Annotated in this window: 24 protein-coding genes and 1 pseudogene; 24 read left to right on the top strand and 1 reads right to left on the bottom strand. The window is 53.5% G+C overall.

Annotation, left to right across the window (positions count from 1 at the left end; all coding sequences use genetic code 11):
• Window positions 1-36 precede the first annotated feature (36 nt).
• On the bottom strand, window positions 37-1,221 hold the full coding sequence (gene nhaA / locus H663_RS27100) for a Na+/H+ antiporter NhaA (RefSeq protein WP_053170416.1): 1,185 nt from the start codon (window positions 1,219-1,221) through the stop codon (window positions 37-39).
• Between the two features lie 90 nt (window positions 1,222-1,311).
• On the opposite strand from nhaA, the gene H663_RS27095 reads away from it, so the two are divergent.
• The 24 genes and pseudogenes from H663_RS27095 to H663_RS26985 form a co-directional block, all read left to right on the top strand.
• The gene (locus tag H663_RS27095; protein WP_053170412.1) at window positions 1,312-2,580 is read left to right on the top strand and encodes a lipoprotein-releasing ABC transporter permease subunit; all 1,269 of its coding nucleotides are present in this window, start codon (window positions 1,312-1,314) and stop codon (window positions 2,578-2,580) included.
• Window positions 2,581-2,803: 223 nt separating this feature from the next.
• The gene (gene lolD, locus H663_RS27090; protein ID WP_053171569.1) at window positions 2,804-3,499 is read left to right on the top strand and encodes a lipoprotein-releasing ABC transporter ATP-binding protein LolD; all 696 of its coding nucleotides are present in this window, start codon (window positions 2,804-2,806) and stop codon (window positions 3,497-3,499) included.
• Window positions 3,500-3,517: 18 nt separating this feature from the next.
• Window positions 3,518-4,363, top strand: a complete 846-nt coding sequence (locus H663_RS27085) for a TatD family hydrolase (protein ID WP_053170410.1) — start codon at window positions 3,518-3,520, stop codon at window positions 4,361-4,363.
• Complete coding sequence (locus tag H663_RS27080; protein ID WP_053170407.1) at window positions 4,360-4,920, top strand: DNA-deoxyinosine glycosylase; 561 nt, start codon at window positions 4,360-4,362, stop codon at window positions 4,918-4,920. The genes H663_RS27085 and H663_RS27080 overlap by 4 nt, the downstream gene beginning before the upstream one ends.
• Entirely contained in the window at window positions 4,917-5,687 is a 771-nt protein-coding gene (locus tag H663_RS27075) for a class I SAM-dependent methyltransferase (RefSeq protein ID WP_053170405.1), read from the top strand. The genes H663_RS27080 and H663_RS27075 overlap by 4 nt, the downstream gene beginning before the upstream one ends.
• 561 nt (window positions 5,688-6,248) lie before the next feature.
• The gene (locus tag H663_RS27070) at window positions 6,249-6,737 is read left to right on the top strand and encodes a tripartite tricarboxylate transporter TctB family protein (protein ID WP_053170403.1); all 489 of its coding nucleotides are present in this window, start codon (window positions 6,249-6,251) and stop codon (window positions 6,735-6,737) included.
• A 13-nt stretch (window positions 6,738-6,750) separates the two neighbouring features.
• Entirely contained in the window at window positions 6,751-8,262 is a 1,512-nt protein-coding gene (locus H663_RS27065; protein WP_053170401.1) for a tripartite tricarboxylate transporter permease, read from the top strand.
• Window positions 8,263-8,854: 592 nt separating this feature from the next.
• Window positions 8,855-9,154 (top strand): H-NS histone family protein, encoded by a 300-nt coding sequence (locus tag H663_RS27060; protein WP_053170399.1) that lies wholly within the window; start codon window positions 8,855-8,857, stop codon window positions 9,152-9,154.
• A gap of 356 nt (window positions 9,155-9,510) precedes the next feature.
• A complete protein-coding gene (gene nusG, locus H663_RS27055; RefSeq protein WP_116695821.1) occupies window positions 9,511-10,065 on the top strand; it encodes a transcription termination/antitermination protein NusG in 555 nt (184 codons plus the stop codon).
• A gap of 5 nt (window positions 10,066-10,070) precedes the next feature.
• Window positions 10,071-10,841: a polyprenyl diphosphate synthase gene (gene uppS, locus H663_RS27050; RefSeq protein ID WP_053170396.1), complete on the top strand. Its 771-nt coding sequence runs from the start codon at window positions 10,071-10,073 to the stop codon at window positions 10,839-10,841.
• 245 nt (window positions 10,842-11,086) lie between these two features.
• Complete coding sequence (rfbA, locus tag H663_RS27045; RefSeq protein WP_053171565.1) at window positions 11,087-11,959, top strand: glucose-1-phosphate thymidylyltransferase RfbA; 873 nt, start codon at window positions 11,087-11,089, stop codon at window positions 11,957-11,959.
• A 266-nt stretch (window positions 11,960-12,225) separates the two neighbouring features.
• A complete protein-coding gene (locus H663_RS27040) occupies window positions 12,226-12,510 on the top strand; it encodes a nucleotidyltransferase domain-containing protein (RefSeq protein WP_053170394.1) in 285 nt (94 codons plus the stop codon).
• A complete protein-coding gene (locus H663_RS27035) occupies window positions 12,507-12,848 on the top strand; it encodes a hypothetical protein (RefSeq protein WP_205872686.1) in 342 nt (113 codons plus the stop codon). Before H663_RS27040 ends, H663_RS27035 begins: the two co-directional genes overlap by 4 nt.
• A gap of 186 nt (window positions 12,849-13,034) precedes the next feature.
• The gene (locus tag H663_RS27030; protein WP_205872685.1) at window positions 13,035-13,334 is read left to right on the top strand and encodes a nucleotidyltransferase domain-containing protein; all 300 of its coding nucleotides are present in this window, start codon (window positions 13,035-13,037) and stop codon (window positions 13,332-13,334) included.
• Window positions 13,331-13,870 carry an AlbA family DNA-binding domain-containing protein gene (locus H663_RS27025; RefSeq protein ID WP_053170392.1) on the top strand — a complete coding sequence of 180 codons (540 nt, stop codon included), beginning with the start codon at window positions 13,331-13,333 and terminating at the stop codon, window positions 13,868-13,870. Before H663_RS27030 ends, H663_RS27025 begins: the two co-directional genes overlap by 4 nt.
• 175 nt (window positions 13,871-14,045) lie before the next feature.
• Window positions 14,046-14,636 (top strand): nucleotidyltransferase domain-containing protein, encoded by a 591-nt coding sequence (locus tag H663_RS27020; RefSeq protein ID WP_053170389.1) that lies wholly within the window; start codon window positions 14,046-14,048, stop codon window positions 14,634-14,636.
• Complete coding sequence (locus tag H663_RS27015) at window positions 14,626-15,063, top strand: hypothetical protein (RefSeq protein WP_053170386.1); 438 nt, start codon at window positions 14,626-14,628, stop codon at window positions 15,061-15,063. Before H663_RS27020 ends, H663_RS27015 begins: the two co-directional genes overlap by 11 nt.
• Window positions 15,064-15,214: 151 nt before the next feature.
• Complete coding sequence (locus tag H663_RS27010) at window positions 15,215-16,561, top strand: ATP-binding protein (RefSeq protein WP_053170384.1); 1,347 nt, start codon at window positions 15,215-15,217, stop codon at window positions 16,559-16,561.
• Between the two features lie 8 nt (window positions 16,562-16,569).
• Window positions 16,570-17,121, top strand: a complete 552-nt coding sequence (gene rfbC / locus H663_RS27005; protein WP_053170382.1) for a dTDP-4-dehydrorhamnose 3,5-epimerase — start codon at window positions 16,570-16,572, stop codon at window positions 17,119-17,121.
• A 106-nt stretch (window positions 17,122-17,227) separates the two neighbouring features.
• Window positions 17,228-18,091, top strand: coding sequence for a GumC domain-containing protein (locus H663_RS27000; RefSeq protein ID WP_133239979.1), 864 nt, complete (start codon window positions 17,228-17,230; stop codon window positions 18,089-18,091).
• Window positions 18,092-18,243: 152 nt separating this feature from the next.
• Window positions 18,244-19,491 carry an oligosaccharide flippase family protein gene (locus H663_RS26995; protein ID WP_083451071.1) on the top strand — a complete coding sequence of 416 codons (1,248 nt, stop codon included), beginning with the start codon at window positions 18,244-18,246 and terminating at the stop codon, window positions 19,489-19,491.
• Window positions 19,484-20,494, top strand: a complete 1,011-nt coding sequence (locus H663_RS26990; protein WP_083451070.1) for a glycosyltransferase family 2 protein — start codon at window positions 19,484-19,486, stop codon at window positions 20,492-20,494. The genes H663_RS26995 and H663_RS26990 overlap by 8 nt, the downstream gene beginning before the upstream one ends.
• On the top strand, window positions 20,491-20,958 hold the full coding sequence (locus H663_RS41265) for a hypothetical protein (RefSeq protein WP_133239978.1): 468 nt from the start codon (window positions 20,491-20,493) through the stop codon (window positions 20,956-20,958). The genes H663_RS26990 and H663_RS41265 overlap by 4 nt, the downstream gene beginning before the upstream one ends.
• A 113-nt stretch (window positions 20,959-21,071) precedes the next feature.
• Window positions 21,072-21,275: pseudogene (locus H663_RS26985) on the top strand (ISL3 family transposase); the annotation flags it as partial.

Genomic DNA, 21,275 nt, shown 5'->3' with positions numbered 1-21,275 from the left:
TGCAAACACCATGCCTGCTCTGGTTGGTTGCGTTCATCAGGAGGGTGAGCGGTGTTTGATCCGCAGCAGCAGGGTGCCCAGCAGACCCGCAATGACCGAGCCACCCAGCACCCCCAGTTTGAGTTGGAGTTCAAACCCGGCACCCAGGCCCGAGAAAGCCAGGCCACCTATGAACAAGCTCATGGTGAAGCCAATGCCGCACAAAACGCTCACGCCCAAAAGTTGCAGGTTCGAGGCGTCGGCGGGGGCTTTGGCCAGGCCGCTGCGGATCATCAGGTACGACGTCCCAAACACCCCAATGGCTTTGCCTGCCACCAAGCCCAGACCAATGCCCAGTGGAACTGGCGACAACAAGGTATTCAGACTGACCCCCTCGAGCAGGACGCCCGCATTGGTGAAGGCAAACATGGGCAACACCAAGAAGGCCACCCAGGGCTGCAGGCCGTGTTCAATGGTTTCCAAGGGGGAATGGCCGTGCCCATCGCGCATGGGAATGGCCAGCGCCGTGATGACCCCCGCCAAAGTGGCATGCACCCCGGACTTGAGCACGCAAACCCACATGACCAGCCCCACCACGATGTACACATCGACCCGGGTGATGCGCAGGCGGTTCAGACCGAAGAGCACCAGCCCCGACAACAGCGCGCCCATCAGCATGGGCCAGGACAAGTTGGCCGTGTAGAAGAGGGCAATCACGACGATGGCCCCCAGGTCGTCGATGATGGCCACGGCAGTCAGAAAAATCTTGAGCGACAGGGGCACGCGTTGCCCGAGCAAAACCACAATGCCCAAGGCAAAAGCGATGTCGGTGGCAGCGGGTATGGCCCAGCCGCGCAGCGCTACAGCGTCACCCCAGTTGATGGCGGAGTAAATCAGCGCTGGCACGAGCATGCCGCCCAAGGCCGCCACGGCAGGCAGCAGCAACTGGCCCGGCCCGGAGAGCTCACCTTCGAGGAACTCGCGTTTGATCTCCAGCCCCACCAAAAAGAAAAAGACGGCCATCCAGAGGTCATTGACCCACAGGATCAGGGGCTTGGACAGCACCAAAGCCTGCTCGCCAATGACCACCTGGCCGGGAATGTTCAGAAAGAACCGATACCACTCTCCCCAAGGTGAATTGCTGATCAGCAAAGCAGCCACAGCCGCCAGCGCCAGGATCATTCCAGGGGCTGACTCGGTCGCGAAAAAACGCAGGAAAGGGGGTGTTGGAGATGTTTTCATGGGGCCATTGTCTTCAATCCGGCTGCGCGGTCCGTGTTTCATGGCCTGCCTCTGGGGGATTTGTGGGCCTGCACTGCACAATACCGGCCTATGGCTTTTTTCAAAAACATCCCCTACGAGCTGGTGCTGGGCTGGCGCTACACGCGTGCAGGCCGCGCCACGCGGCGCAACGGCTTCATTTCTTTCATCTCTGGCGTGTCCATGCTGGGCATTGCCTTGGGCGTGGCGGCGCTCATCATCGTGCTGAGCGTGATGAACGGCTTTCAGCGCGAAGTGCGCGACCGCATGCTGGGTGTGGTCTCGCACATCGAGGTGTATGCCGCTGATGGCAACGCGGTGACCCATTTGCCGGATGTGCTGGCCCGGCTCAAGTCGCATCCTCAAGTGCTGGGCGCAGCGCCCTTCATCACCGCGCAGGCACTGCTGGCGCGGGGTGAAGACATGAAAGGTGTGCTGGTGCGCGGCATTGATCCAGCGCTGGAGCCCGAGGTGACCGATTTGTCGTCAGAAGCCCAGGCTGGCGTGCTGGCGCGGTTGGTGCCGAGGGAGTTTGGCATCGTGCTGGGGGCTGATCTGGCGCAAAACCTGGGCGTGCAAAGCGGCGACCCGGTCACGCTGGTCTCGCCATCGGGGCAGGTGACCCCTGCGGGCGTGGTGCCGCGCATGAAGCAAATGCAGGTGGTGGGCAGCTTCCATTCGGGCCACTATGAATACGACTCGGCCCTGGCCATGATGCATGTGGACGATGCGGCCCGCATGTTCCGGCTCGAAGGCCCCAGCGGCATCCGGCTCAAGTTGCGTGATTTGCACCTGGCCCGCGAGGTGGCCCGTGATTTGCAAATGCAGCTGGGCGCTGGCTTTTTTGTGCGCGACTGGACACAGCAAAACAAGACCTGGTTTGCCGCCGTGCAGGTTGAAAAACGCATGATGTTCATCATCCTCACGCTCATCGTGGCGGTGGCCGCCTTCAACCTGGTCAGCACGCTGGTGATGACGGTGACCGACAAGCGTGCGGACATCGCCATCTTGCGCACCCTGGGGGCCAGCCCGCGCAGCATCATGGGCATTTTTGTGGTGCAGGGTGCCACGGTGGGCGTGATCGGCACGCTCAGCGGTTTGGGGCTGGGCCTGCTGGTGGCCTTCAACATCGACGTGATCGTGCCTGCGCTGGAGCAGCTGTTCAACGCCAGCTTTTTGCCGCGCGACATTTACCTGATCAGCCGCATGCCCAGCGAGCCGCTGGCCAGCGACATATGGCCGATTGCCATCATCTCTCTGGTGCTGGCGTTCCTGGCCACGCTCTACCCCAGCTGGCGTGCCAGCCAAGTGAACCCGGCGGAAGCCCTGCGTTATGAATAAACTTTCTCTGCCTACACTGCCCGAGACCTTGGGCTCTTTGACGGCGCCCAGCTTGGGCTCTTCGGCGGCGCCGAACTCTGAGGCTGCCGATTTGCAGCCTGCTGTGGACACCCTCCCTTTGGCAAGTCCCGCCGTGGCCTGCACCTCGCAGGCCAGCCTGCCTCTGGAAAGCTTGTCCCCGGCAAACACCTCTGTCTTCAGCCAGATCGAATCAAGCCCACCCCTGAACAGCCCAAAAGCCCATGTCGTCTTGAAGGCCCAGGGCCTGACCAAGCGATTCACCGAAGGCCGACTCGATGTGACGGTGCTGCAAGGCGTGGACCTGCAGGTGCACGCGGGCGAGACCCTGGCCATTGTGGGCGCTTCGGGCTCGGGCAAAAGCACGCTGCTGCATTTGCTGGGTGGTCTGGATGCGCCCACCCAGGGCAGCGTGCAGCTGCAGGGCCAATTGCTCTCGGCCTTGAGCGCGGCTGAACAAGGCCAGTGGCGCAACCGCTACCTGGGTTTTGTCTACCAGTTTCACCATTTGCTGCCCGAGTTCAGCGCCCTGGACAACGTGGCCATGCCGCTGTGGATTCGCCGCCAAAACCGCAGAGATGCCGCCCTGGTGGCCGCGCAGTGGCTGGCGCGTGTGGGCCTGGACAAACGACTGCACCACCGGCCTTCCGAGCTGTCCGGGGGCGAACGCCAGCGTGTGGCGCTGGCCCGTGCCCTGGTGAACGAGCCCGCTTGTGTGCTGGCCGACGAGCCCACTGGCAACCTGGACCGCGAAACGGCCGACGGTGTGTTTGCGCTGATGCTGCAGCTGGCGCGAGAGCGTGGCACCGCCTTTGTGGTGGTCACGCACGATGCCGCGCTGGCTGCGCGTTGCGACCGGCAGCTGCACCTGGTCAAGGGCGTGCTGCAAGCGGCCGTTTGATCGGCGTCACATCGCGCCATGTGGATCGACACCCATTGCCACCTGGACGCGGCCGAGTTTGACGCCGACCGCGACGCCGTCAGGGCGCTCGCGCGCCAGCAAGGGGTGGGGCTGTGCGTGATCCCGGCGGTGCAGCGCAGCCACTGGCAGGCCGTGGCCGAACTGGCCGCCCGCCACGGCGATGCGTATGCGCTGGGCATCCACCCGCTGTATGTGCCGCAGGCTGATGAGGCCGATGTGCTGGCGCTGGACCAAGCCCTGACCGAGCGCCTGGGTGACCCACACCTGGTGGCGGTGGGCGAGATCGGGCTGGATTTTTTTGTGCCTGCGCTGTGCACGCCCGCCCTGCGTGAGCGCCAATGGTTTTTCTACACAGCCCAGCTTCAGCTGGCGCAAAAGCATGGCCTGCCCGTGATCTTGCATGTGTGCCGTTCAGCCGATCTGCTGCTCAAAGGCTTGCGCCAGGTGGCGGTGCCTGGCGGCATCGCGCATGCTTTCAATGGCAGCATTCAGCAGGCGCAGGCCTTTGTGGCCCTGGGTTGGGCGCTGGGTTTTGGTGGGGCGCTCACTTATGAGCGGGCTTTGCAATTGCGCCGCCTGGCCACCGAGCTGCCCGAAAGTGCCCTGGTGCTGGAGACCGATGCGCCCGACATGCCCCCGCATTGGCTGTACCAGACCGCCGAGCAGCGCGCACAGGGCCTGCCGCAAGGGCGCAACAGCCCGGCCGAGCTGCCGCGCATTGCCCAGCAGCTGGCCCCGTTGCGCGGCATGCCGCTGGCGGCGCTGGCGCAGCTCACCACCGCCAATGCCCAGCGGGCCTTGCCCCGGCTGGCCGCGCTGGCCTCGCGCAGGGTGCAGGCATGAGTGCGTCCCCTCTGTTGCAAGGCCTGGCCCCGCTGGTCTCTGCGGGCACCCGGGTATTGGTGCTGGGCAGCTTTCCGGGTGTCAAGTCTTTGCAGGCGCAGCAGTATTACGCGCACCCTCAAAACCAGTTCTGGCCCATCATGCAGGCGCTGTGGCCCGGTGCCGGGTGGCCTGCAGACCGCGACTACGCCCGCCGTTGCCAATGCCTGCTTTTGCTGGGCGTGGGGGTGTGGGACGTGTATGCCGCCTGCGCACGCGAGGGCAGTCTGGACAGTGCCATCCAGCAGGGCCAGCTCAATGATTTTCCGGGCCTGCTTGCGCAATGTCCGCAGCTGAGCACCATCGCCCACAACGGCGGCGAGAGTTTCCGGCATGCCCGAACGGTCAAAAAAGCGCTGGAAGAAGCCGGTTTGGCCGGGCGGGTGACGATTCATCGCCTACCATCGACCAGTCCGGCCCATGCGTCCTGGACCTTTGAACAAAAACTGGCCGCCTGGCGTGCCGTGATGACACCGCCCGCTGACGACAGCGCCATTCACCACAGAACCACTCCATGAGTCGAAAAAAAGCTGGCGACCCAGCCCTTGAACTGCCCGAAGTCAACTTCTCCGAAGACGGCGAGATCCGTTATCTGCACCTGGGCACCGAGTGGATTCAGGGCTCGATGTTTCTGGATCGCCCCTACGACATCGAGCTGGAATATGTGCAGCGCATGTTTGGCTGGCTGCTGTTTTACCCGCACGCTCAAGTCAAGGGCGCACACGCCATGCAGCTGGGGCTGGGCGCGGGCACGATCACCAAGTTTTGCTACAAAAAACTCAAGATGACCTGCACCGCCATCGAACTCAACCCCGGTGTTTTGCATGCCTGCCGGGGCTGGTTTCGCCTGCCGCCAGACGATGAGCGCCTGCGCGTGGTGCTGGCCGATGCCTTGCAAGAAATTCAAAAGGAAGAATGGCGCGGCACCGTGGATGCCTTGGCGGTCGATCTGTACGACGAAGAAGCCGCAGCACCCGTGCTGGACACGCCCGACTTTTACCGCCATTGCCGGGAACTGCTGACCCCGCAGGGCGTGATGACGGTGAACCTGTTTGGCCGTTCGTCCAGCTACGGCGAAAGCGTGGAGAAAATCTGCGCTGCTTTTGGTGAAGACGCGGTCTGGGCCTTCAAGCCCACCCGCGAAGGCAACGCCATCGTGCTGGCGCAGCGCACGGCCTCGCGCCCCAAGCGTGAACAGCTCACGGCCGCAGCCGAAAACATCCAGGAAAAATGGGACATACCCGCCCCCAAATGGTTGCGTGTATTCAAGCCCCTGACGACTTGACCTGTTGTTCGGGCTTCTGAAGGCTTCCCTCTTCAAGGGTGTTGTCATGTCTTCAGCCCTGCATGGGCCTGTGCCGAAGCGAACAAACGTCGGACTCTGCGAGTGCCGACCTACGGGGCTTGTGTAGGTCGGTGGTCGAAGACCCCGACATTGGTGGGCAAACCGACAAGAAATGAATGCGGCCCGCAGATGGTTTGGCAAACGTCGGACTCTGCGAGTGCCGACCTACGGGGACGGGGGCTCTTGTAGGTCGGTGGCTTTAGCCCCGACATGGAGCCTGTGCCGAAGAGGATAAACGTCGGAGCTGAAACTACCGACAACACGAGGCCTGCGGTTTCCCGTAGGTCCGTGACCTGCGAGATGGCTGAGTGCAATTATTTCGGGTTTGTGCGTGCCGGATCTATCAAGCGCATGTTGGGCCCAAATAAAAACCCCAAAAAAGTACGGGCGCATCAGGGTAAACCAGCGCTTTGTCACCCTCGGGATATAGGTGTAACCCACATCCGCCAAAGGGGGTATCTTCACGCAGAATCACCCCAACTCAATCAGAGGAGATATCTCGTGAACATCAAGAGTCAAAAAGACTTTTTCTCAGGGCTGTTTTATACCGTGGCCGGTACAGCCTTTGCCATTGGCGCGACCAATTACAGCGTCGGTACCGGTGCCCGCATGGGGCCGGGTTACTTTCCCCTGTTACTGGGCATTTTGTTGGCGCTTATCGGTGCCTTTGTCATGTTCAAAGCGTTGACGGTCGAAACCCAAGACGGTGAAAAAATTGGCAAATGGGCCTGGAAGCCTTTGTTTTTCATCATTGCCGGTAATTTGTTGTTTGGCCTTTTATTGGGTGGCCTGCCCAATATGGGCGTGCCGGCCATGGGTTTGATCGTGGCGATTTTCGGCACCACCTTGGTGGTCAGTTTGGCAGGTGACACCTTCAAGCTCAAAGAAGTCTTGATTTTGGCAACCATCCTGTCCATTGGCAGCTACTGCGCTTTTGTGCTGCTGCTCAAGCTGCAGTTTCCGGTCTGGCCCACCTTCATCACCGGTTGAGGAGAATTAATTCATGGAACTGTTTGACAACTTGGCTCTCGGTTTTGGGGTGGCCTTCACCTTTCAAAACCTGATTTACGCGTTCATCGGCTGTTTGCTGGGCACCTTGATTGGTGTCTTGCCGGGTGTGGGCCCTGTGGCCACCATTGCCATGCTTTTGCCCGCCACTTATGCGCTGCCACCAGTGGCTGCGCTGATCATGTTGGCCGGTATTTATTACGGCGCGCAATACGGCGGCTCCACCACCGCCATTTTGGTCAATTTGCCCGGCGAAGCCTCGTCGGTGGTGACCATGATTGACGGTTACCAAATGGCCCGCAAAGGCCGCGCCGGCCCTGCTTTGGCGGCCGCTGGTTTGGGCTCGTTTTTTGCCGGTTGCGTGGGCACCTTGATTCTTGCGGCCTTCGCAGGCCCCCTGACCGAAGTGGCTTTCAAGTTCGGCCCCGCCGAATACTTCTCGCTCATGGTCTTGGGCTTGATTGGTGCGGTGGTGTTGGCTTCAGGCTCGCTCATCAAAGCGGTCGGCATGATCGTGTTGGGTCTGTTGATGGGCTTGATCGGCACCGACGTGAACTCGGGCGTAGCGCGTTTCAGCTTCGACATCCCTGAGTTGACCGATGGCGTGGGCTTCATCGTGATCGCCATGGGTGTGTTCGGTTATGGCGAGATCATCTCCAACCTGTCCAAGCCCGAAGAAGAGCGCGAAGTCTTCACGGCCAAAGTGACCGGTTTGATGCCCAGCGCTGAAGACTTCAAAAACATGGTGCCTGCTGTGTTGCGTGGCACGGCTTTGGGATCGGCCTTGGGCATCTTGCCCGGTGGCGGTGCTTTGTTGGCAGCGTTTGCGGCCTACACCATCGAGAAGAAAACCAAACTCCGTCCTGGTGAAGTGCCCTTCGGCCAAGGCAACATCCGCGGTGTGGCTTCGCCCGAATCAGCCAACAACTCGGCCTCGCAAACTTCCTTCATTCCATTGCTGACACTGGGCATTCCGCCCAACGCCGTGATGGCTTTGATGGTGGGCGCGATGACCATCCACAACATCCAGCCTGGCCCTCAGGTGATGACCAGCAACCCCGAGTTGTTCTGGGGCCTGATCGCCTCGATGTGGATCGGCAACGCCATGCTGATCATCTTGAACCTGCCCCTGATCGGCATCTGGATCAAGTTGCTGTCGGTGCCTTACCGTTGGTTGTTCCCGGCCATTGTGCTGTTCTGCGCCATTGGCGTGTATTCGACCAACAACAACACCTGGGACATCTGGATGGTGGCGATGTTTGGCGTGATTGGTTACGTCTTCATCAAACTCGGCATGGAGCCAGCGCCTTTGCTGTTGGGCTTTATCCTGGGCCCGATGATGGAAGAAAACCTGCGCCGCGCCATGCTCTTGTCACGCGGAGACTGGAGTGTGTTCGTCACGCGCCCCTTGTCAGCAGGTTTGCTGGCTGCGGCCTTGCTGCTTTTGATCATCGTGGCTTTGCCTTCGATCAAATCCAAACGTGAAGAAGCCTTCGTCGAAGAATGACCTGCGCCTGAAGCACTTGTGCTGCGCATCAAAACGGCCTCCTTGGAGGCCGTTTTTTTTGGGGTGCACCAGGTATGGTGGGCGGCCGATAAGACCTATCGATTCGGCCCCGTGAAGTTTTCAATGCGCAACGATGTTGTAGGTCGGCGGTCGAAGACTCCGACAGGGGCCTGTGCCCAAACCCACCATGTCGGACTCTGCGAGTACCGACCTACAAGATGACATGTCTCACTCATTTCAAACTTCAGCGTGCCAGATCCATAAGCAAAATCAATAGGGGTGGTGTTGTCACGCTCCCGGGACAATATGCGACCCGCCGGTGCTTGCATTGCAATTGATGGGCGTGGAATCCCCTTGAAAACCATCGTCAGCCGCACAACGCTGGCACAGCCGAAACAAATTCAAACACCTTGTGGCCAGTTCCATAATATCTGGACAACATTTTTTGTATGTAGACCCACTGTGTGGAAAAAATTTTTGATCGAGGAATTTTCTGTATTGAACTGCTGAAATTCAGTCAGTTTAAAAAAAACAATGCCGTACGGATTATTTGGTGTATATTTCAGACTTGTTATTTTAATCAGGAGTTAACATGACCCAAAGCTACAAAGAATTATTGGCCCAGCGTGAAGCCTTGGAATTGGCCATTGCTCAAGCCCGCCAGAATGAAATTTCCAGCGCAGTCGCTAAAGTTCGCGAGTTGGTGGCTGAATATGGCCTGACTGCACAAGACATATTCCCTGGCCGCGTCAGCAAGAGTGTCAGCGCCAAAGCAGTCAGCAAAGTGGCTGCCAAATACCGTGACCCAGCCACTGGCCAAACCTGGACAGGTCGAGGCAAAGCGCCCAAGTGGATTGAAGGTCAAGACCGCGCGCCTTTCACGATCGCTTGAGTCTTTTGAGCCTTTCATTGTTTTCTGCTACTCTGTTCAATCCTTATTGATCCAGCCACCCTTTTTTTCGAGGACTCCACCCGCGAGGGTTTAGTTTCTGGTTCAAGCCAGATGCGCTTGCGAAACTGGGTCGTTGTCGGTGCAAGGTGGCTGCCCTCATGAATCGAACAATGTAAGATTCAAGCCGACTGGAATCAATGAAGCAAAATTGATAAAATTAATTGTCAATTAAAGATTGGCTGAGTTGTTGAAAATGCAAAACCCCGCTTTGCGGGGTTTTGCATTTAAAAACTGATTTCAGCAGTAAAGAAAAAAGTTAAAATCTTGTTAAACTTTGTTCATTAACGATTTCGCGCATGCCCTTGATCCAAGAGACAACAAATCCCTTTTCTAGCGACAACCCAGGCGCAGGTCGTTGGTATTTGGCTTACACCAAGCCTCGTCAAGAAGAAATCGCCCACATCAATCTGGAGCAGCAGGCATTTGAATCGTATTTGCCGCTTTACAAGAAGTTCAAGAAAACAGAACAAGGCCCGGTGGCCTTGTTTGAGCCCATGTTTCCGCGCTACATCCTGTTTCGCCCGGGCAAACCCGAGCAAAGCATCTCAGCTGTGCGCAGCACCAAAGGCGTGGCCACGATTGTGCGTTTCGGTTTTGAGCCGGCGCTCTTGCACGACGACCTTGTGCAGCGCATCCGCCAGCTCGAACAAGATCGCAACCACGCCACCTTGCAAGAGTTGAGCAACATCAAAGCGGGTCAAACCGTGAGACTCAAACACACAGCCCTCAAAGGCATCGAGGGACTTGTGCAAAATGTGTCCAGTAAACGGGTGGCTGTTTTGTTGGAAATACTCGGTCGTCCCACCGTTGTCCAACTCGAACACCATCAAGTCGAACTCAGCCACGGCTGATTCAAATGCACATTCAAGCCACTAAAATCACTCCCCCATTCAGCACCGGCCATCACTTGTCTTCCTCCCCCTCCATCACACTGCCCGCTCACATTGCCATCATCATGGACGGCAATCGTCGCTGGGCCAAAAAGCGCTTCATGCCCGCAGCCCTCGGGCATGCCGCCGGTGCCAAACGGGTGCGCGACATCGTCAAAGCCTGTTCCGCATTGGGCGTGTCGCAATTGAGCTTGTTTGCATTCAGTACCGAAAACTGGAAACGCCCCGAAGAAGAAGTCAGCAGCCTCATGAGCCTGTTCATGACGTACTTGCAAAAAGAGATCAACAACATGAACGCCAACGGCGTGCGTCTTAAAGTGGTGGGTGACACGGCGCGCTTTGGCCCCCTGCTGCAAGACCTCATCGCCAAAGCAGAAGCGCAAACAGCAGCCAACACGGCCATCACCGTCAACGTGTGCGCCAATTACGGGGGGCGCTGGGACATGATTCAGGCCGCCCAGGCTTGGCAAAAAGCCCATCCTCACCAGAGTTTGCAAGACATGACGGAAGAGGGCTTGTCGGCATACCTCAGCACTTCGTACGCCCCAGAAGTCGATCTGCTCATTCGCACAGGTGGCGAGTCACGGGTCAGCAACTTCATGCTCTGGCAGGCCGCCTATGCAGAAATGTTCTTCACGGACGACCTGTGGCCAGACTTCACACCCAAGCGGCTCAAGCAAGCCATTGAGTGGTTTTCGGGACGGGATCGCCGTTTTGGATCGTCTGCGCCTTTGTAAGAAAATTGTCAATAACATCAAGAAAATGCTGATTTGATTTTTTAAATGAGTCAATAGGCATACATTTTTTTAAAAACCCCATTGGTCTTAAGAATACAATGTTGGACCTCCTGAAAACAGGGTTGGTCGATGGTTTTTGCACTGGAATGGTGCATTTAATCTGTCTTAAGTCTGCAACGCCTGCGTTGCTGGACTGCGGTAGCCTGCATTGATTCATGCAGCACCCCTTACAAAGCAAACAAAACATGTCCAATCGCAAAGGCATCATCCTCGCAGGCGGATCCGGCACGCGCCTGTACCCGGTGACCCAAGCCGTGAGCAAACAGCTCATGCCGGTCTACGACAAACCCATGGTGTATTACCCGCTGACCACGCTCATGCTGGCGGGCATCCAAGACGTGCTGCTCATCAGCACGCCGCAAGACACCCCGCGCTTTAACGAATTGCTGGGCGATGGCAGCCAGTGGGGCATGAACATCCAATACGCCGTTCAGCCCAGTCCCGACGGCCTGGCCCAGGCCTTCATCATCGGCAAAGACTTTGTCGGCAACGATCCCAGTGCATTGGTCTTGGGCGACAACATCTTTTACGGCCATGACTTGGTCAAACTGCTGGGTAGCGCTGACCAGCGCAACGCAGGCGCCAGCGTCTTTGCCTACCATGTGCACGATCCCGAGCGCTACGGTGTGGTCGACTTTGACGATCAGCAACGCGCGCTCAGCATTGAAGAAAAACCCAAGGCCCCAAAAAGCAATTACGCAGTCACCGGCCTGTATTTTTACGACAGCCAAGTCTGTGATATCGCCGCAGACATCCAGCCATCACACCGTGGCGAGCTGGAAATCACCGACGTCAACAAACGCTATCTGGAACTGGACCAACTCAATGTTGAAATCATGGGCCGCGGCTATGCCTGGCTCGACACTGGCACCCACGACAGCCTGCTCGAAGCCGCTGGTTTCATTGCCACCTTGCAAAAACGCCAAGGTCTTATGGTCGCCTGCCCAGAAGAAATCGCTTTCCATCAAAAGTGGATCAACGCCGAATCACTGCAAAAACTCGCTCAGCCCTTGGCCAAAAACGGTTACGGCCATTACTTGTTGAACTTGCTGAAGTAAACACGGGATGGCCACGCTTGGCTCGCAAAGACGAATCAGAATCCGTCATTGCTATTGATCCGGCACGCTGAAGTTTGAAATGTGTGAGAAATGTCATCTGGTAGGTCGGTACTCGCAGAGTCCGACGTTTTGGGTTTCGGCACAGGCCCATTTCGGAGTCTTCGACCGCCGACCTACAACAGCTTTGGGCATTGAAAACTTCACACGGCCGAATCAATGGTAATGAAGCGACGTGGCAATCCAGAAAAAATCCACAAAACCCCAACATGCGCCTGACCCCCGCCCAAATCGACACCATCAAAAGCACCGCCCAAGCCGTGCTGGGTGAGGCCGTGCAGGTCACGTTGTTTGGCTCACGCGTAGACGAGCAGCAAAAAGGCGGCGATGTGGACCTTTACGTCGAAACCACCCGGCCCGATTTGATGAAAAAAATCCGCTGCAAAGTCAGCTTGCAAGACCAACTGGACATGCCGGTAAACCTCATAGTCAAACCCTTTGGCGACCGCAGCCCCATCGCTTTGATCGCCAAACAAGAAGGCATCCGCCTGTGAGCGAACACATCGCCCTCATCTGGAAAAAGCTGGACCACCTGGGCCGCATGCGCGACTACTTGAGTTATTCCATTACTCAAGTGACAGCCCTTTTGCCCATCCAGAACTGGCAAGTCTTGCAGCCCGATCAGCACGAAACGCTGGCCGCCTTTCGCATTCGCTTCAGCGAATACCAAGAGCACATGGGCAAAACCATGAAAGCCGTGGCTGTGGAGGAAGAAAAACCCTCTGAGCCCTTCACGGCTGTTTTGCTCTACATGGAAAAGCTCGGCTGCATCGACTCGGTGGACCGCTGGAAAGACATCCGCGAACTGCGCAACGGCGTCAACCACGAATAAGAAGACGACCCAGCGGTTCTTCACGAGTTTTTTGACCAAATGATCCAAGCCGCCCCAGAGCTCTTGCTCTGGCACGAGCAACTCATTGCCTTTTGTCAAACAACCTATTCCACCCATTGATCCCTGTAGGAGCTTGCCCTGCAAGCGAATGCCAGCCCACCCAAAGCTTCAGCAAGAACCGCCAATATGCGCCTGACCCCCGCCCAAATCGAAACCATCAAAAGCACCGCCCAAGCCGTGCTGGGTGAGGGCGTGCAGGTCACGCTGTTTGGGTCTCGGGTAGATGACGCGGCCAAAGGCGGTGATGTGGACCTGATGATCGAAGTGAGTCGGGCCTTGCCCGAGCCTGCCGTGGTCTCGGCCCGCATTGCCAGCAGGGTCTCGCGAGCCATGCATGGGCGCAAGGTGGATGTGCTACTCAAAGCGTCCAACTTGCTGGAACAACCCATTCACCGCATCGCTGCTCAACAAGGGGTTGCGTTGTGATTCAGCAATGGATCGACGCAGGCGAGACGCAAACGCAGGAATTCAAGTCCTCGTTTGACAAAGCCTGTATCGAAACTCTGATGGCATTTGCCAATGCAAAAGGTGGGCATGTCCTTGTCGGCGTCACAGACCAGGGAACCGTGCAAGGCACCACCCTTCGCAACAAACTGGTCGCCGAAGCCTTCTACCTGACCACCGGCATTGAAAAATACGGCAGCGGCTTCATCCGCATCCGCAAAACTTTGCAGGACTACCCGGAAGTTCACTTCGACATTGCCGAAAAATTCGGTGGGGTAATGGCAACTTTTACAAAGTCACAGTCGGAGTCGCAGGATGAGGGAGTAAGTGGCGGAGTAAAAAATACTGAAGACCTGAGCCGCCTCATTGCCACAAAGCCCGGCATGAACACAGCGGCGCTCGTTGTGCAAAGTGGTGTGACTCAACGCACCATCGAACGCTGGCTCAAGCAACTCAAAGACCAAGGAAAAATCGAATTTCGTGGGGCCCCTAAAACGGGCGGCTACTTCTCGCTATAACGCTCATGCCCTACACCGTCACCCCACCCACATCCCCGACGCCCTGATCCTTGAGGCCAAGGCAAACTGGTGATGTGGCCCCATCGTCGACAGCGGGTTGTTCCTGGTAATCCTGGTTAGTTCTATTTCATCTTTCGATCTAAAATGTTTTCCATAAAAAAACAATCGTACTTTTATGGAAAACAATTTTTCATTATCGGAAATTCTTTTTCCCAATCAATACCGTCGAAAAGTATTGGCTTTAATGCTGATGAACCCACAAAAATGGCTTCATCTCCGGGAGCTGGCAAGGCTCACAGGCGCTTCACCCGGCACTCTGAAAAAAGAACTCGATGGTCTGGTGGCTGTCGGATTGCTTCGGCTGCAAAAAGTAGGCAACCAAACGCAGTTTTGCGCCAACACCGATCATCCGGTCTATCCGGAATTGTCGGGGCTGATACGTAAAACCACCGGGCTCAAAGATGTATTGGTCTCAGCGCTGCAAGCGCTCACGCCACACATTGCTCAGGCATTTGTCTTTGGTTCCATGGCCAAAGGCACAGAAGGCCCGCAAAGTGACGTTGATCTCATGATCATTGGTGACGTCAGTTTTGGGCAGGTGGTGAATTCGGTGTACGACGCACAAACAAGCTTGGCACGAGAAATCAATCCCAAAGTCATGACTCGACAAGAATGGTCAGACAAAAAAGAAGTGCACAACACATTTGTTCAAGAACTGATGAACAAACCCAAGCTCTTCATCATGGGGGAAGAACATGAACTCTGAGCCCCTGAGCAACCTGCACCGTATTGGCTTGCTTGATTCGGTGCCGTTTTCTCATGAACTGCAGCAAAAAATGCTGCATGTTGCGCAAATCAGATTGGAAGACGCCAAGCGCACCGACAACAGCATGGAAACGCGTTTTGACTGCGCTTACACAGCCATTCGAGCGGTCGCCGATGCTGCCTTGCTGAGCCAGGGCTACAGGACATCGACCAGCAAACCAGGCCATCACCAAACCACATTGCAATGCCTTGTCCACACCCTGAACGTGGCACCCACCACTGTCAGAATTTTGGACAGTCTGCGCAAACAAAGAAACTTGACCGACTACGACGGTGAACTCATCACCGAAAGTTTGCTCAAGGAATGCCTTGACCAAGCCCAAGCACTCCTGACACTCGCTCAACAGTCATTGAATTCCTCCTTATAGGAGCTGAACTCCGTTCGGCGATTTCAAGCAACTCCCCATGCCCTACACCGTCACCCCCACCCACATCCCCGACCTGCTCATTGTTGAGTCCAGCTCAGCCGCCTAAATTTATTTGAATTTGTCCTTTTTAAAAGGATAATATTCAAAATATATGTTGTTTTCAGATAGTCAAATAGACTCGGTCTACACGGAAAAAATCGTGGATGCGCAAACGCGCTCCATGCCCGTCATGACCCGACGCGATGTCTGGCTGCCGCAAGTGCAGGGCAAAGCGCTGGCCGTGATTGGCATGCGCCGGGCCGGCAAAACCACGTTTTTGTGGCAGCTCATGGCCCAGCGCGTACAAGCTGGTACGCCGCGTGAAGGGCTGGTTTACTTCAGCTTTGAAGACGAACGACTCGCAGGCTTGCAAGCATCTGACCTCGACCGGCTGGTGCAAACCTACTACCGGCTTCATCCAGAGTGGCGCGACCAACGCCGAGCCGCTTTCTATCTAGACGAGATACAGCTTGTACCGGGCTGGGAAACCTTTGCCCGCCGCTTGCTGGACTCCGAAAACATCGACCTCTACCTCTCGGGTTCTTCTGCACGCATGCTCTCTCGCGAAGTGGCCAGCAGCATGCGGGGCCGCGCCCTGGAGGCCACCGTCACACCCTTCAGCTTTCGAGAAATGCTGCGCCACATTGGGCATGAACCCACACAGGAATGGTACAAACTCACCAAAGCCAGCCATTCACAACTTGCGCACGACCTGGATCAGTACCTGGAGCAAGGCGGATTTCCAGAAGCGCAAGGCTTGGACACACGCAGCCGCCACGCCCTGCTGCGCAATTACGTAGACGTTTTGCTGTTGCGCGACGTGATAGAGCGCCACAACCTCAGTCAGCCCCAGGTGCTGCGATGGATGGTGCAACAACTCTTGGGCAACGCTGCAGGCAGCTTTAGCATCAACAAATTCCATGCCGACCTCAAGTCGCGAGGCGTTGCTGTGGGCAAAGACACGTTGCACCAGCTTCTGTCTTATTTAGAAGACGCGTTTTTACTCACCAGCATCAGCATCTGCAGCAGCTCGGTTCGACAAAAACAAGTCAACCCCCGCAAGGTCTACCCCGTCGATACCGGGCTGATCGCCTTGTTTGACCGATCCGGTAAAGCCAACACCGGCCATGCACTCGAATGTGCCGTCTTGCACCAACTGCTGCGCAACGGTGCCGAAGTGAGCTATGTTCACACGCCCGGCGGGTTTGAGGTGGATTTTCATGCCCGCTATCCCGATGGGCGCGAAGCACTGATTCAAGTCTGTGCAGACATCAGCTCACAGGACACCTTGACGCGAGAAATCCGTGCGTTGCAAGACGCCCGGAAGCAATTGACGCAAGCACATGCACAACTGATTGTGCTGATGCCGCCACCCAGTGACCTGAGCTGGCCGTCTGACATTGAACTCACCCTGGCCAGCGCCTGGCTGCTCAATGATCAAATGAGCCACAGCAATTGATCCAATCCATGCCCTACACCGTCACCCCCACCCACATCCCCGACCTGCTCATCCTCGAGCCCAAGGTCTTTGGCGATGCGCGCGGCTTCTTTTTTGAAAGCTTCAACCAGCAAGACTTCAACCAAGTCACTGGCCTGGATGTGAACTTTGTGCAAGACAACCACAGCCGCAGCGCCCAAGGCGTGTTGCGTGGCTTGCACTACCAGCTGCAGCAGCCACAAGGCAAGCTGGTGCGTGTGGTGCGCGGCGCCGTGTTTGACGTGGCCGTGGACATCCGCAAAAGCTCTCCCACCTTTGGCCAATGGGCCGGAGTGGAACTGACTGAGGACAACCACAAACAATTCTGGGTGCCACCGGGCTTTGCGCATGGCTTTGTGGTGTTGTCGGACGCTGCCGACTTCTTGTACAAAACCACCGACTACTACGCCCCCGTGCACGAACGCTGTATTGCGTGGAACGACCCGGCCATTGGGATCACTTGGCCGCAAGGGCTGGCGCCACAACTGTCGCTTAAAGACCAAGCTGGACTGAGCTTGGCGCAAGCAGAAGTTTTTTGCTAAGACGTTAATTCAACGTTTGAAATCGTTAGTCCATTCTGCATACGCCCCATCACAATTTGAATGTCATGTCGGGCGTACCGTACAAGATTCATGATCAAAAAGAAATATGAACACTGAAAATCCAAATACCGAATCCACAGTCTCGATCATTGAGACGTTTACATTGATCGATTTACTACAAGTCATCGTTGATAACTTGAGATTACTGGTTATTGGCCCCGTTGTTGCGGGTCTTGTGGTTTTTGCAGCAGCTTCGCTGTGGCCCAAAACCTATGAAAGCACCGCCATTCTTAAGGCTGAGCAAATAACGGCTAGCCTCATTCACAGTGCCGCTGTACTTGACCCCATTGCAAAAACTTTGGGATACACCCCAGGCATGGAGGTTGACGATGCCCGCTTGAAGCTCAAAGAGGAAATTCAAGCCCGGTTCAACGCCAAAGACAAGTTGGTCACCCTGATCACAAAAGCCCATACCCCACAGGCTGCACAAGCTTTGAACATGTCTGTGCTTCAACAGGTCTATGCACAAAGCAAGCCACGCGACAGCGAAAAAGCAAGGCTTGAAAAACAGTTGGAACAGGCCAAAGCCCGTGAAAAAGAAGCCAGCCAATCTGCACAATTGTTAGGTAAAAAACTAGAAAGCACAGGTACTTCTGGTGCATCTGAAGTGGCTCAAGGCTATGCTCAAATGATGCGCGTTGTGCAAGAAAGCCAAGCAGCTCAATCTACGATCGAGCAACAACTGAATGGCCTAGATGCCAGCGTTCTGGTGCAAGAGGCAACATTACCCACCAAGCATTCAGAACCCAAACGTGGGCTCAGCACCGTGCTGGCAGTGCAAGCTGCAGGGTTTTTGTTGCTCATTTGGGTGTTCATTCGAAATTCCATCAGAAACTCAAAACGTAACATCAATTTGGCTAAGAAACTGGCAATTCTCAAAGCATCATGGCTCAAGGCCATAGGTATGTGATCGTGGACTTTATTTTTGAATCCGACTAGTCATTCAATAATGCTAAGTCGCATTGCAGTTGAATTTTTTTAATTTTATAGGCAAAACTTGCTTGTAAATAATTAAAATTATTTATTTAATTCTGTATAATTGATGAATTTTTTAAATAATAAATGAAGAAACTAAATAAAAATATTATTCTTTCTGCAATATCAATGGGGGCTAATTTTTTGCTGCCATTAATCGCCTTTCCATTTCTTTCAAATGCCCTTGGTACAAATGCTTTTGGAAAGTTTGCAATTGCCCAGGCAATCACTATTTTTCTAGTACAGATAGTTGATTTTGGTTTCATATTAGTAGCAGCTAGGGAAGTAGCCTTAGCACAAAAAAATAGTGAAATTTCGAAAATATATTCAAAAATACAAAATACACGTGCACTCCTTGCGTGCTTAACATTGCTGTTGATAATTCTATTATTTATACTAAAAATACCCCCTATTGAAGGGCATCTTTTTCTTGCAATATCAGTACCTGCAATTATTGGCAGTGTATTTCAAGCAACATGGCTTTTTCATGGAAAAAGTTATTTCGCATGGTTAGCAACTTCAAATCTTTTATCCAAGTTATGTTTTTTAGCTATAGTTGTATTTTTTATCGAAAGTGAAAATGATCTTTTTCTTGCAGGATTTGCATTTGGTTGTACATATTTAATTGGGGGTGCAGTACTGCTTTATGCTACTTTAAAAATGAGGATTGCTTGGTATTTTAAAGTATCAATAATTGAATACAAGGAAAATTTAGCTAATTCAATGAGAAGTTTCTTGTCGTTAAGCTTACTAGGATTCCACTCTCAGATCGTCGTGGCATTAACGGGGGCTTACGTTGGATCAGCCGCAGCTGGTCTTTTGTTGATAACAGATCGAGTTATTCGCAGTGTTTCTGCTTTAGGTATACCTCTTGCAAATGCGTTATTTCCTCTATTGAGTGAGCAACACAATAACGATCAGAACAGTAGTGAAAAACTAAGAAAATACGCACTAATAACTTTGTTAACATTATCGACTGTAGGTGCTGGTACGATATTCATAGCTGCTGATTACATTGCACAACTCATGCTACCAAATAATGAAGATGATCTAGCACTCATGCTTCGTATTGCCGCACCCACGCCGATCTTTATTGCAATTGGCGTTATTTATGGTGGACTTACATTAGTACCCTCCGGCAACGACAAATCTTACTTTCAATCGATTCTTGTTTCTGAAATAATTGCTTTAACAACATTTGTCACCATTCTCAACATTGCACCTTTATTTTCTGGTATTGCTGCAATGATAGCAGCAGAAATAAGCCTTGCAATTTTCATGTTTATTGCTGTGCGTATCTATATTTCAAAAAAAACAAGGAAAAATTATGTATAAAATTAGTGTAATTATTTCAACCTGGAGACGACCTAATATCCTGGATGAAGTATTGGCTGCATTATCAAAACAAACACTACCATTTGAACATTGGGAGGCAATTGTTATTGATAGTAATAGCGGTGATGCGACAAGAGATGTTGTTAGTAAATATTCAACATTTCCAAACTTCAACCTTCGGATTGTTGATGCGGAAACAAATGCAGTGACTACTAAACGCAATACAGGCATAAAACTATCTCAAGGTAAATTTATTGTATTTCTAGATGATGACTGCATACCAGAAACTGATCATCTGGAAATTTTTCTGACAACTGCTGAACCATTTAGTGGCAAAAGGATCGCATGGTGTGGTGGTGTCAAGTTTCCATCAATACTGGTAAAGCAAAGTAATTATTATCGGTACCGCAATAATTGCCATTTTTCAAAGGAAAAACCTTTTACTACCGAACTTCATTTCACTAACATTGTGACAATGAATTTACTAATTGAAAAAAAACTTTTACTCGAAGATGGTATGAGATTTAATGAAGACTATATAGGCTATGGTTTTGAGGATATACAGTTTGGCATTGACCTTATGTCCAGAGGGTACAGTCTAAAGCCTTGCAGTGCAGACATAGTACACCAAGAACTCGGGGGGAATATTAAAAAATTCATGATAAAAATGTACCATGCTGGTCGAGATGGCATGCCAGTATTCAAATCTATTTCGCTTAAGCATGTGGACGAAATTGGACAGACAAAATGGCTTGAGCCACAAGATTCCAATGAAAGTGGAATGCACAATTTGTATCGTAAAACAATACACTTTGTATTAGACTCAAATTTGGCTAAGATAATTGCCAGAATACTATTACGATTTGATAACAAAAAACTCTTTTATTCAAACACCGCCTACAGATTTGTGCTTGCAGGAGCATATAGAGATGGTGTACGCGCACGATCACAGACAAGAATAATGAGTGCGGAACGCGCTAATAAGGACGGTTGGTACACATGAGAACAACTAAAGCACTTGGGCTGCTATGTTTTACATTATATCTATTCCATATTTTACGAAATTTAACACCATTTTATTTTATTGCTTTGGGTTTAGTTCTTGCTATATTTTTATTAGCATTTTCAATGGAAAGTACCGAGGAAATAAATTTTGATATTGTGATATTTTTTTCTGTTTTTGTGACGTATTATGCAAGTTTCGTAACAATTTTTTCTGATAATCAATATGGTGACCCAGCTGTTGGTCTATTCCGCCTTTGGGCTACGTTCCCCCTTGGAATAATTTGCCTTGTACTTGCTTCAGATTCAGCAATGAGACCTGTGCAAGTACTAACGATTTTCTACTTTCTTGCAGCATTAACCCTGCCAATACAATACGTTTTTGGTGCCATTAATTGGTTTGCCGAAGCCAGTGAGCGAGCTGGTGGTTTGCGTTGGCTCTTCGTCATTCCGTGTGGAACTTGACTTGAAAAATACAATGCAGTAACCGAGCCCGGTGGTGTTTGTTGGCCACAGGCGCAGTCGGCTGCTCACAAATCCTGATGGCGGATGTCCGTTCATCAACTGAAGATCCGTAAATGGCTATTGGAATCGAATCTTTGTTCACCAGTGCGCTGGGCTTGTCTGCCCCGTGGCGCGTTGAAAACGTCAACCTCGACATGGCCCGCCGTCGCATTGACTTTGATCTCACCTGCGATGCCAAACGTCTGGCCTGCCCCGTGTGTGGCTTGCTCGATCAAGGCATTCATGACCGACAAAAACGCCAATGGCGGCACTTGGAC

It is taken from the genome of Limnohabitans planktonicus II-D5, assembly GCF_001270065.2.
Taxonomy (GTDB): domain Bacteria; phylum Pseudomonadota; class Gammaproteobacteria; order Burkholderiales; family Burkholderiaceae_C; genus Limnohabitans_A; species Limnohabitans_A planktonicus.
This window is presented reverse-complemented; position numbering and strand designations above follow the sequence as displayed.

What these genes read in the sequence shown, in the direction of transcription:
- H663_RS27080 (WP_053170407.1), top strand. Translation starts at nt 4,360, where the DNA reads ATGAGTGCGTCCCCTCTGTTGCAAGGCCTGGCCCCGCTGGTCTCTGCG.
- nusG (WP_116695821.1), top strand. Translation starts at nt 9,511, where the DNA reads ATGCCCTTGATCCAAGAGACAACAAATCCCTTTTCTAGCGACAACCCA.
- nhaA (WP_053170416.1), bottom strand. Translation starts at nt 1,221, where the DNA reads ATGAAAACATCTCCAACACCCCCTTTCCTGCGTTTTTTCGCGACCGAG.
- H663_RS27060 (WP_053170399.1), top strand. Translation starts at nt 8,855, where the DNA reads ATGACCCAAAGCTACAAAGAATTATTGGCCCAGCGTGAAGCCTTGGAA.
- H663_RS27075 (WP_053170405.1), top strand. Translation starts at nt 4,917, where the DNA reads ATGAGTCGAAAAAAAGCTGGCGACCCAGCCCTTGAACTGCCCGAAGTC.
- H663_RS27000 (WP_133239979.1), top strand. Translation starts at nt 17,228, where the DNA reads ATGAACACTGAAAATCCAAATACCGAATCCACAGTCTCGATCATTGAG.
- H663_RS27020 (WP_053170389.1), top strand. Translation starts at nt 14,046, where the DNA reads ATGGAAAACAATTTTTCATTATCGGAAATTCTTTTTCCCAATCAATAC.
- H663_RS27040 (WP_053170394.1), top strand. Translation starts at nt 12,226, where the DNA reads ATGCGCCTGACCCCCGCCCAAATCGACACCATCAAAAGCACCGCCCAA.
- H663_RS27065 (WP_053170401.1), top strand. Translation starts at nt 6,751, where the DNA reads ATGGAACTGTTTGACAACTTGGCTCTCGGTTTTGGGGTGGCCTTCACC.
- H663_RS27095 (WP_053170412.1), top strand. Translation starts at nt 1,312, where the DNA reads ATGGCTTTTTTCAAAAACATCCCCTACGAGCTGGTGCTGGGCTGGCGC.
- H663_RS27085 (WP_053170410.1), top strand. Translation starts at nt 3,518, where the DNA reads ATGTGGATCGACACCCATTGCCACCTGGACGCGGCCGAGTTTGACGCC.
- rfbC (WP_053170382.1), top strand. Translation starts at nt 16,570, where the DNA reads ATGCCCTACACCGTCACCCCCACCCACATCCCCGACCTGCTCATCCTC.
- H663_RS27030 (WP_205872685.1), top strand. Translation starts at nt 13,035, where the DNA reads ATGCGCCTGACCCCCGCCCAAATCGAAACCATCAAAAGCACCGCCCAA.
- rfbA (WP_053171565.1), top strand. Translation starts at nt 11,087, where the DNA reads ATGTCCAATCGCAAAGGCATCATCCTCGCAGGCGGATCCGGCACGCGC.
- H663_RS27015 (WP_053170386.1), top strand. Translation starts at nt 14,626, where the DNA reads ATGAACTCTGAGCCCCTGAGCAACCTGCACCGTATTGGCTTGCTTGAT.
- H663_RS41265 (WP_133239978.1), top strand. Translation starts at nt 20,491, where the DNA reads ATGAGAACAACTAAAGCACTTGGGCTGCTATGTTTTACATTATATCTA.
- H663_RS26990 (WP_083451070.1), top strand. Translation starts at nt 19,484, where the DNA reads ATGTATAAAATTAGTGTAATTATTTCAACCTGGAGACGACCTAATATC.
- uppS (WP_053170396.1), top strand. Translation starts at nt 10,071, where the DNA reads ATGCACATTCAAGCCACTAAAATCACTCCCCCATTCAGCACCGGCCAT.
- H663_RS26995 (WP_083451071.1), top strand. Translation starts at nt 18,244, where the DNA reads ATGAAGAAACTAAATAAAAATATTATTCTTTCTGCAATATCAATGGGG.
- H663_RS27010 (WP_053170384.1), top strand. Translation starts at nt 15,215, where the DNA reads ATGTTGTTTTCAGATAGTCAAATAGACTCGGTCTACACGGAAAAAATC.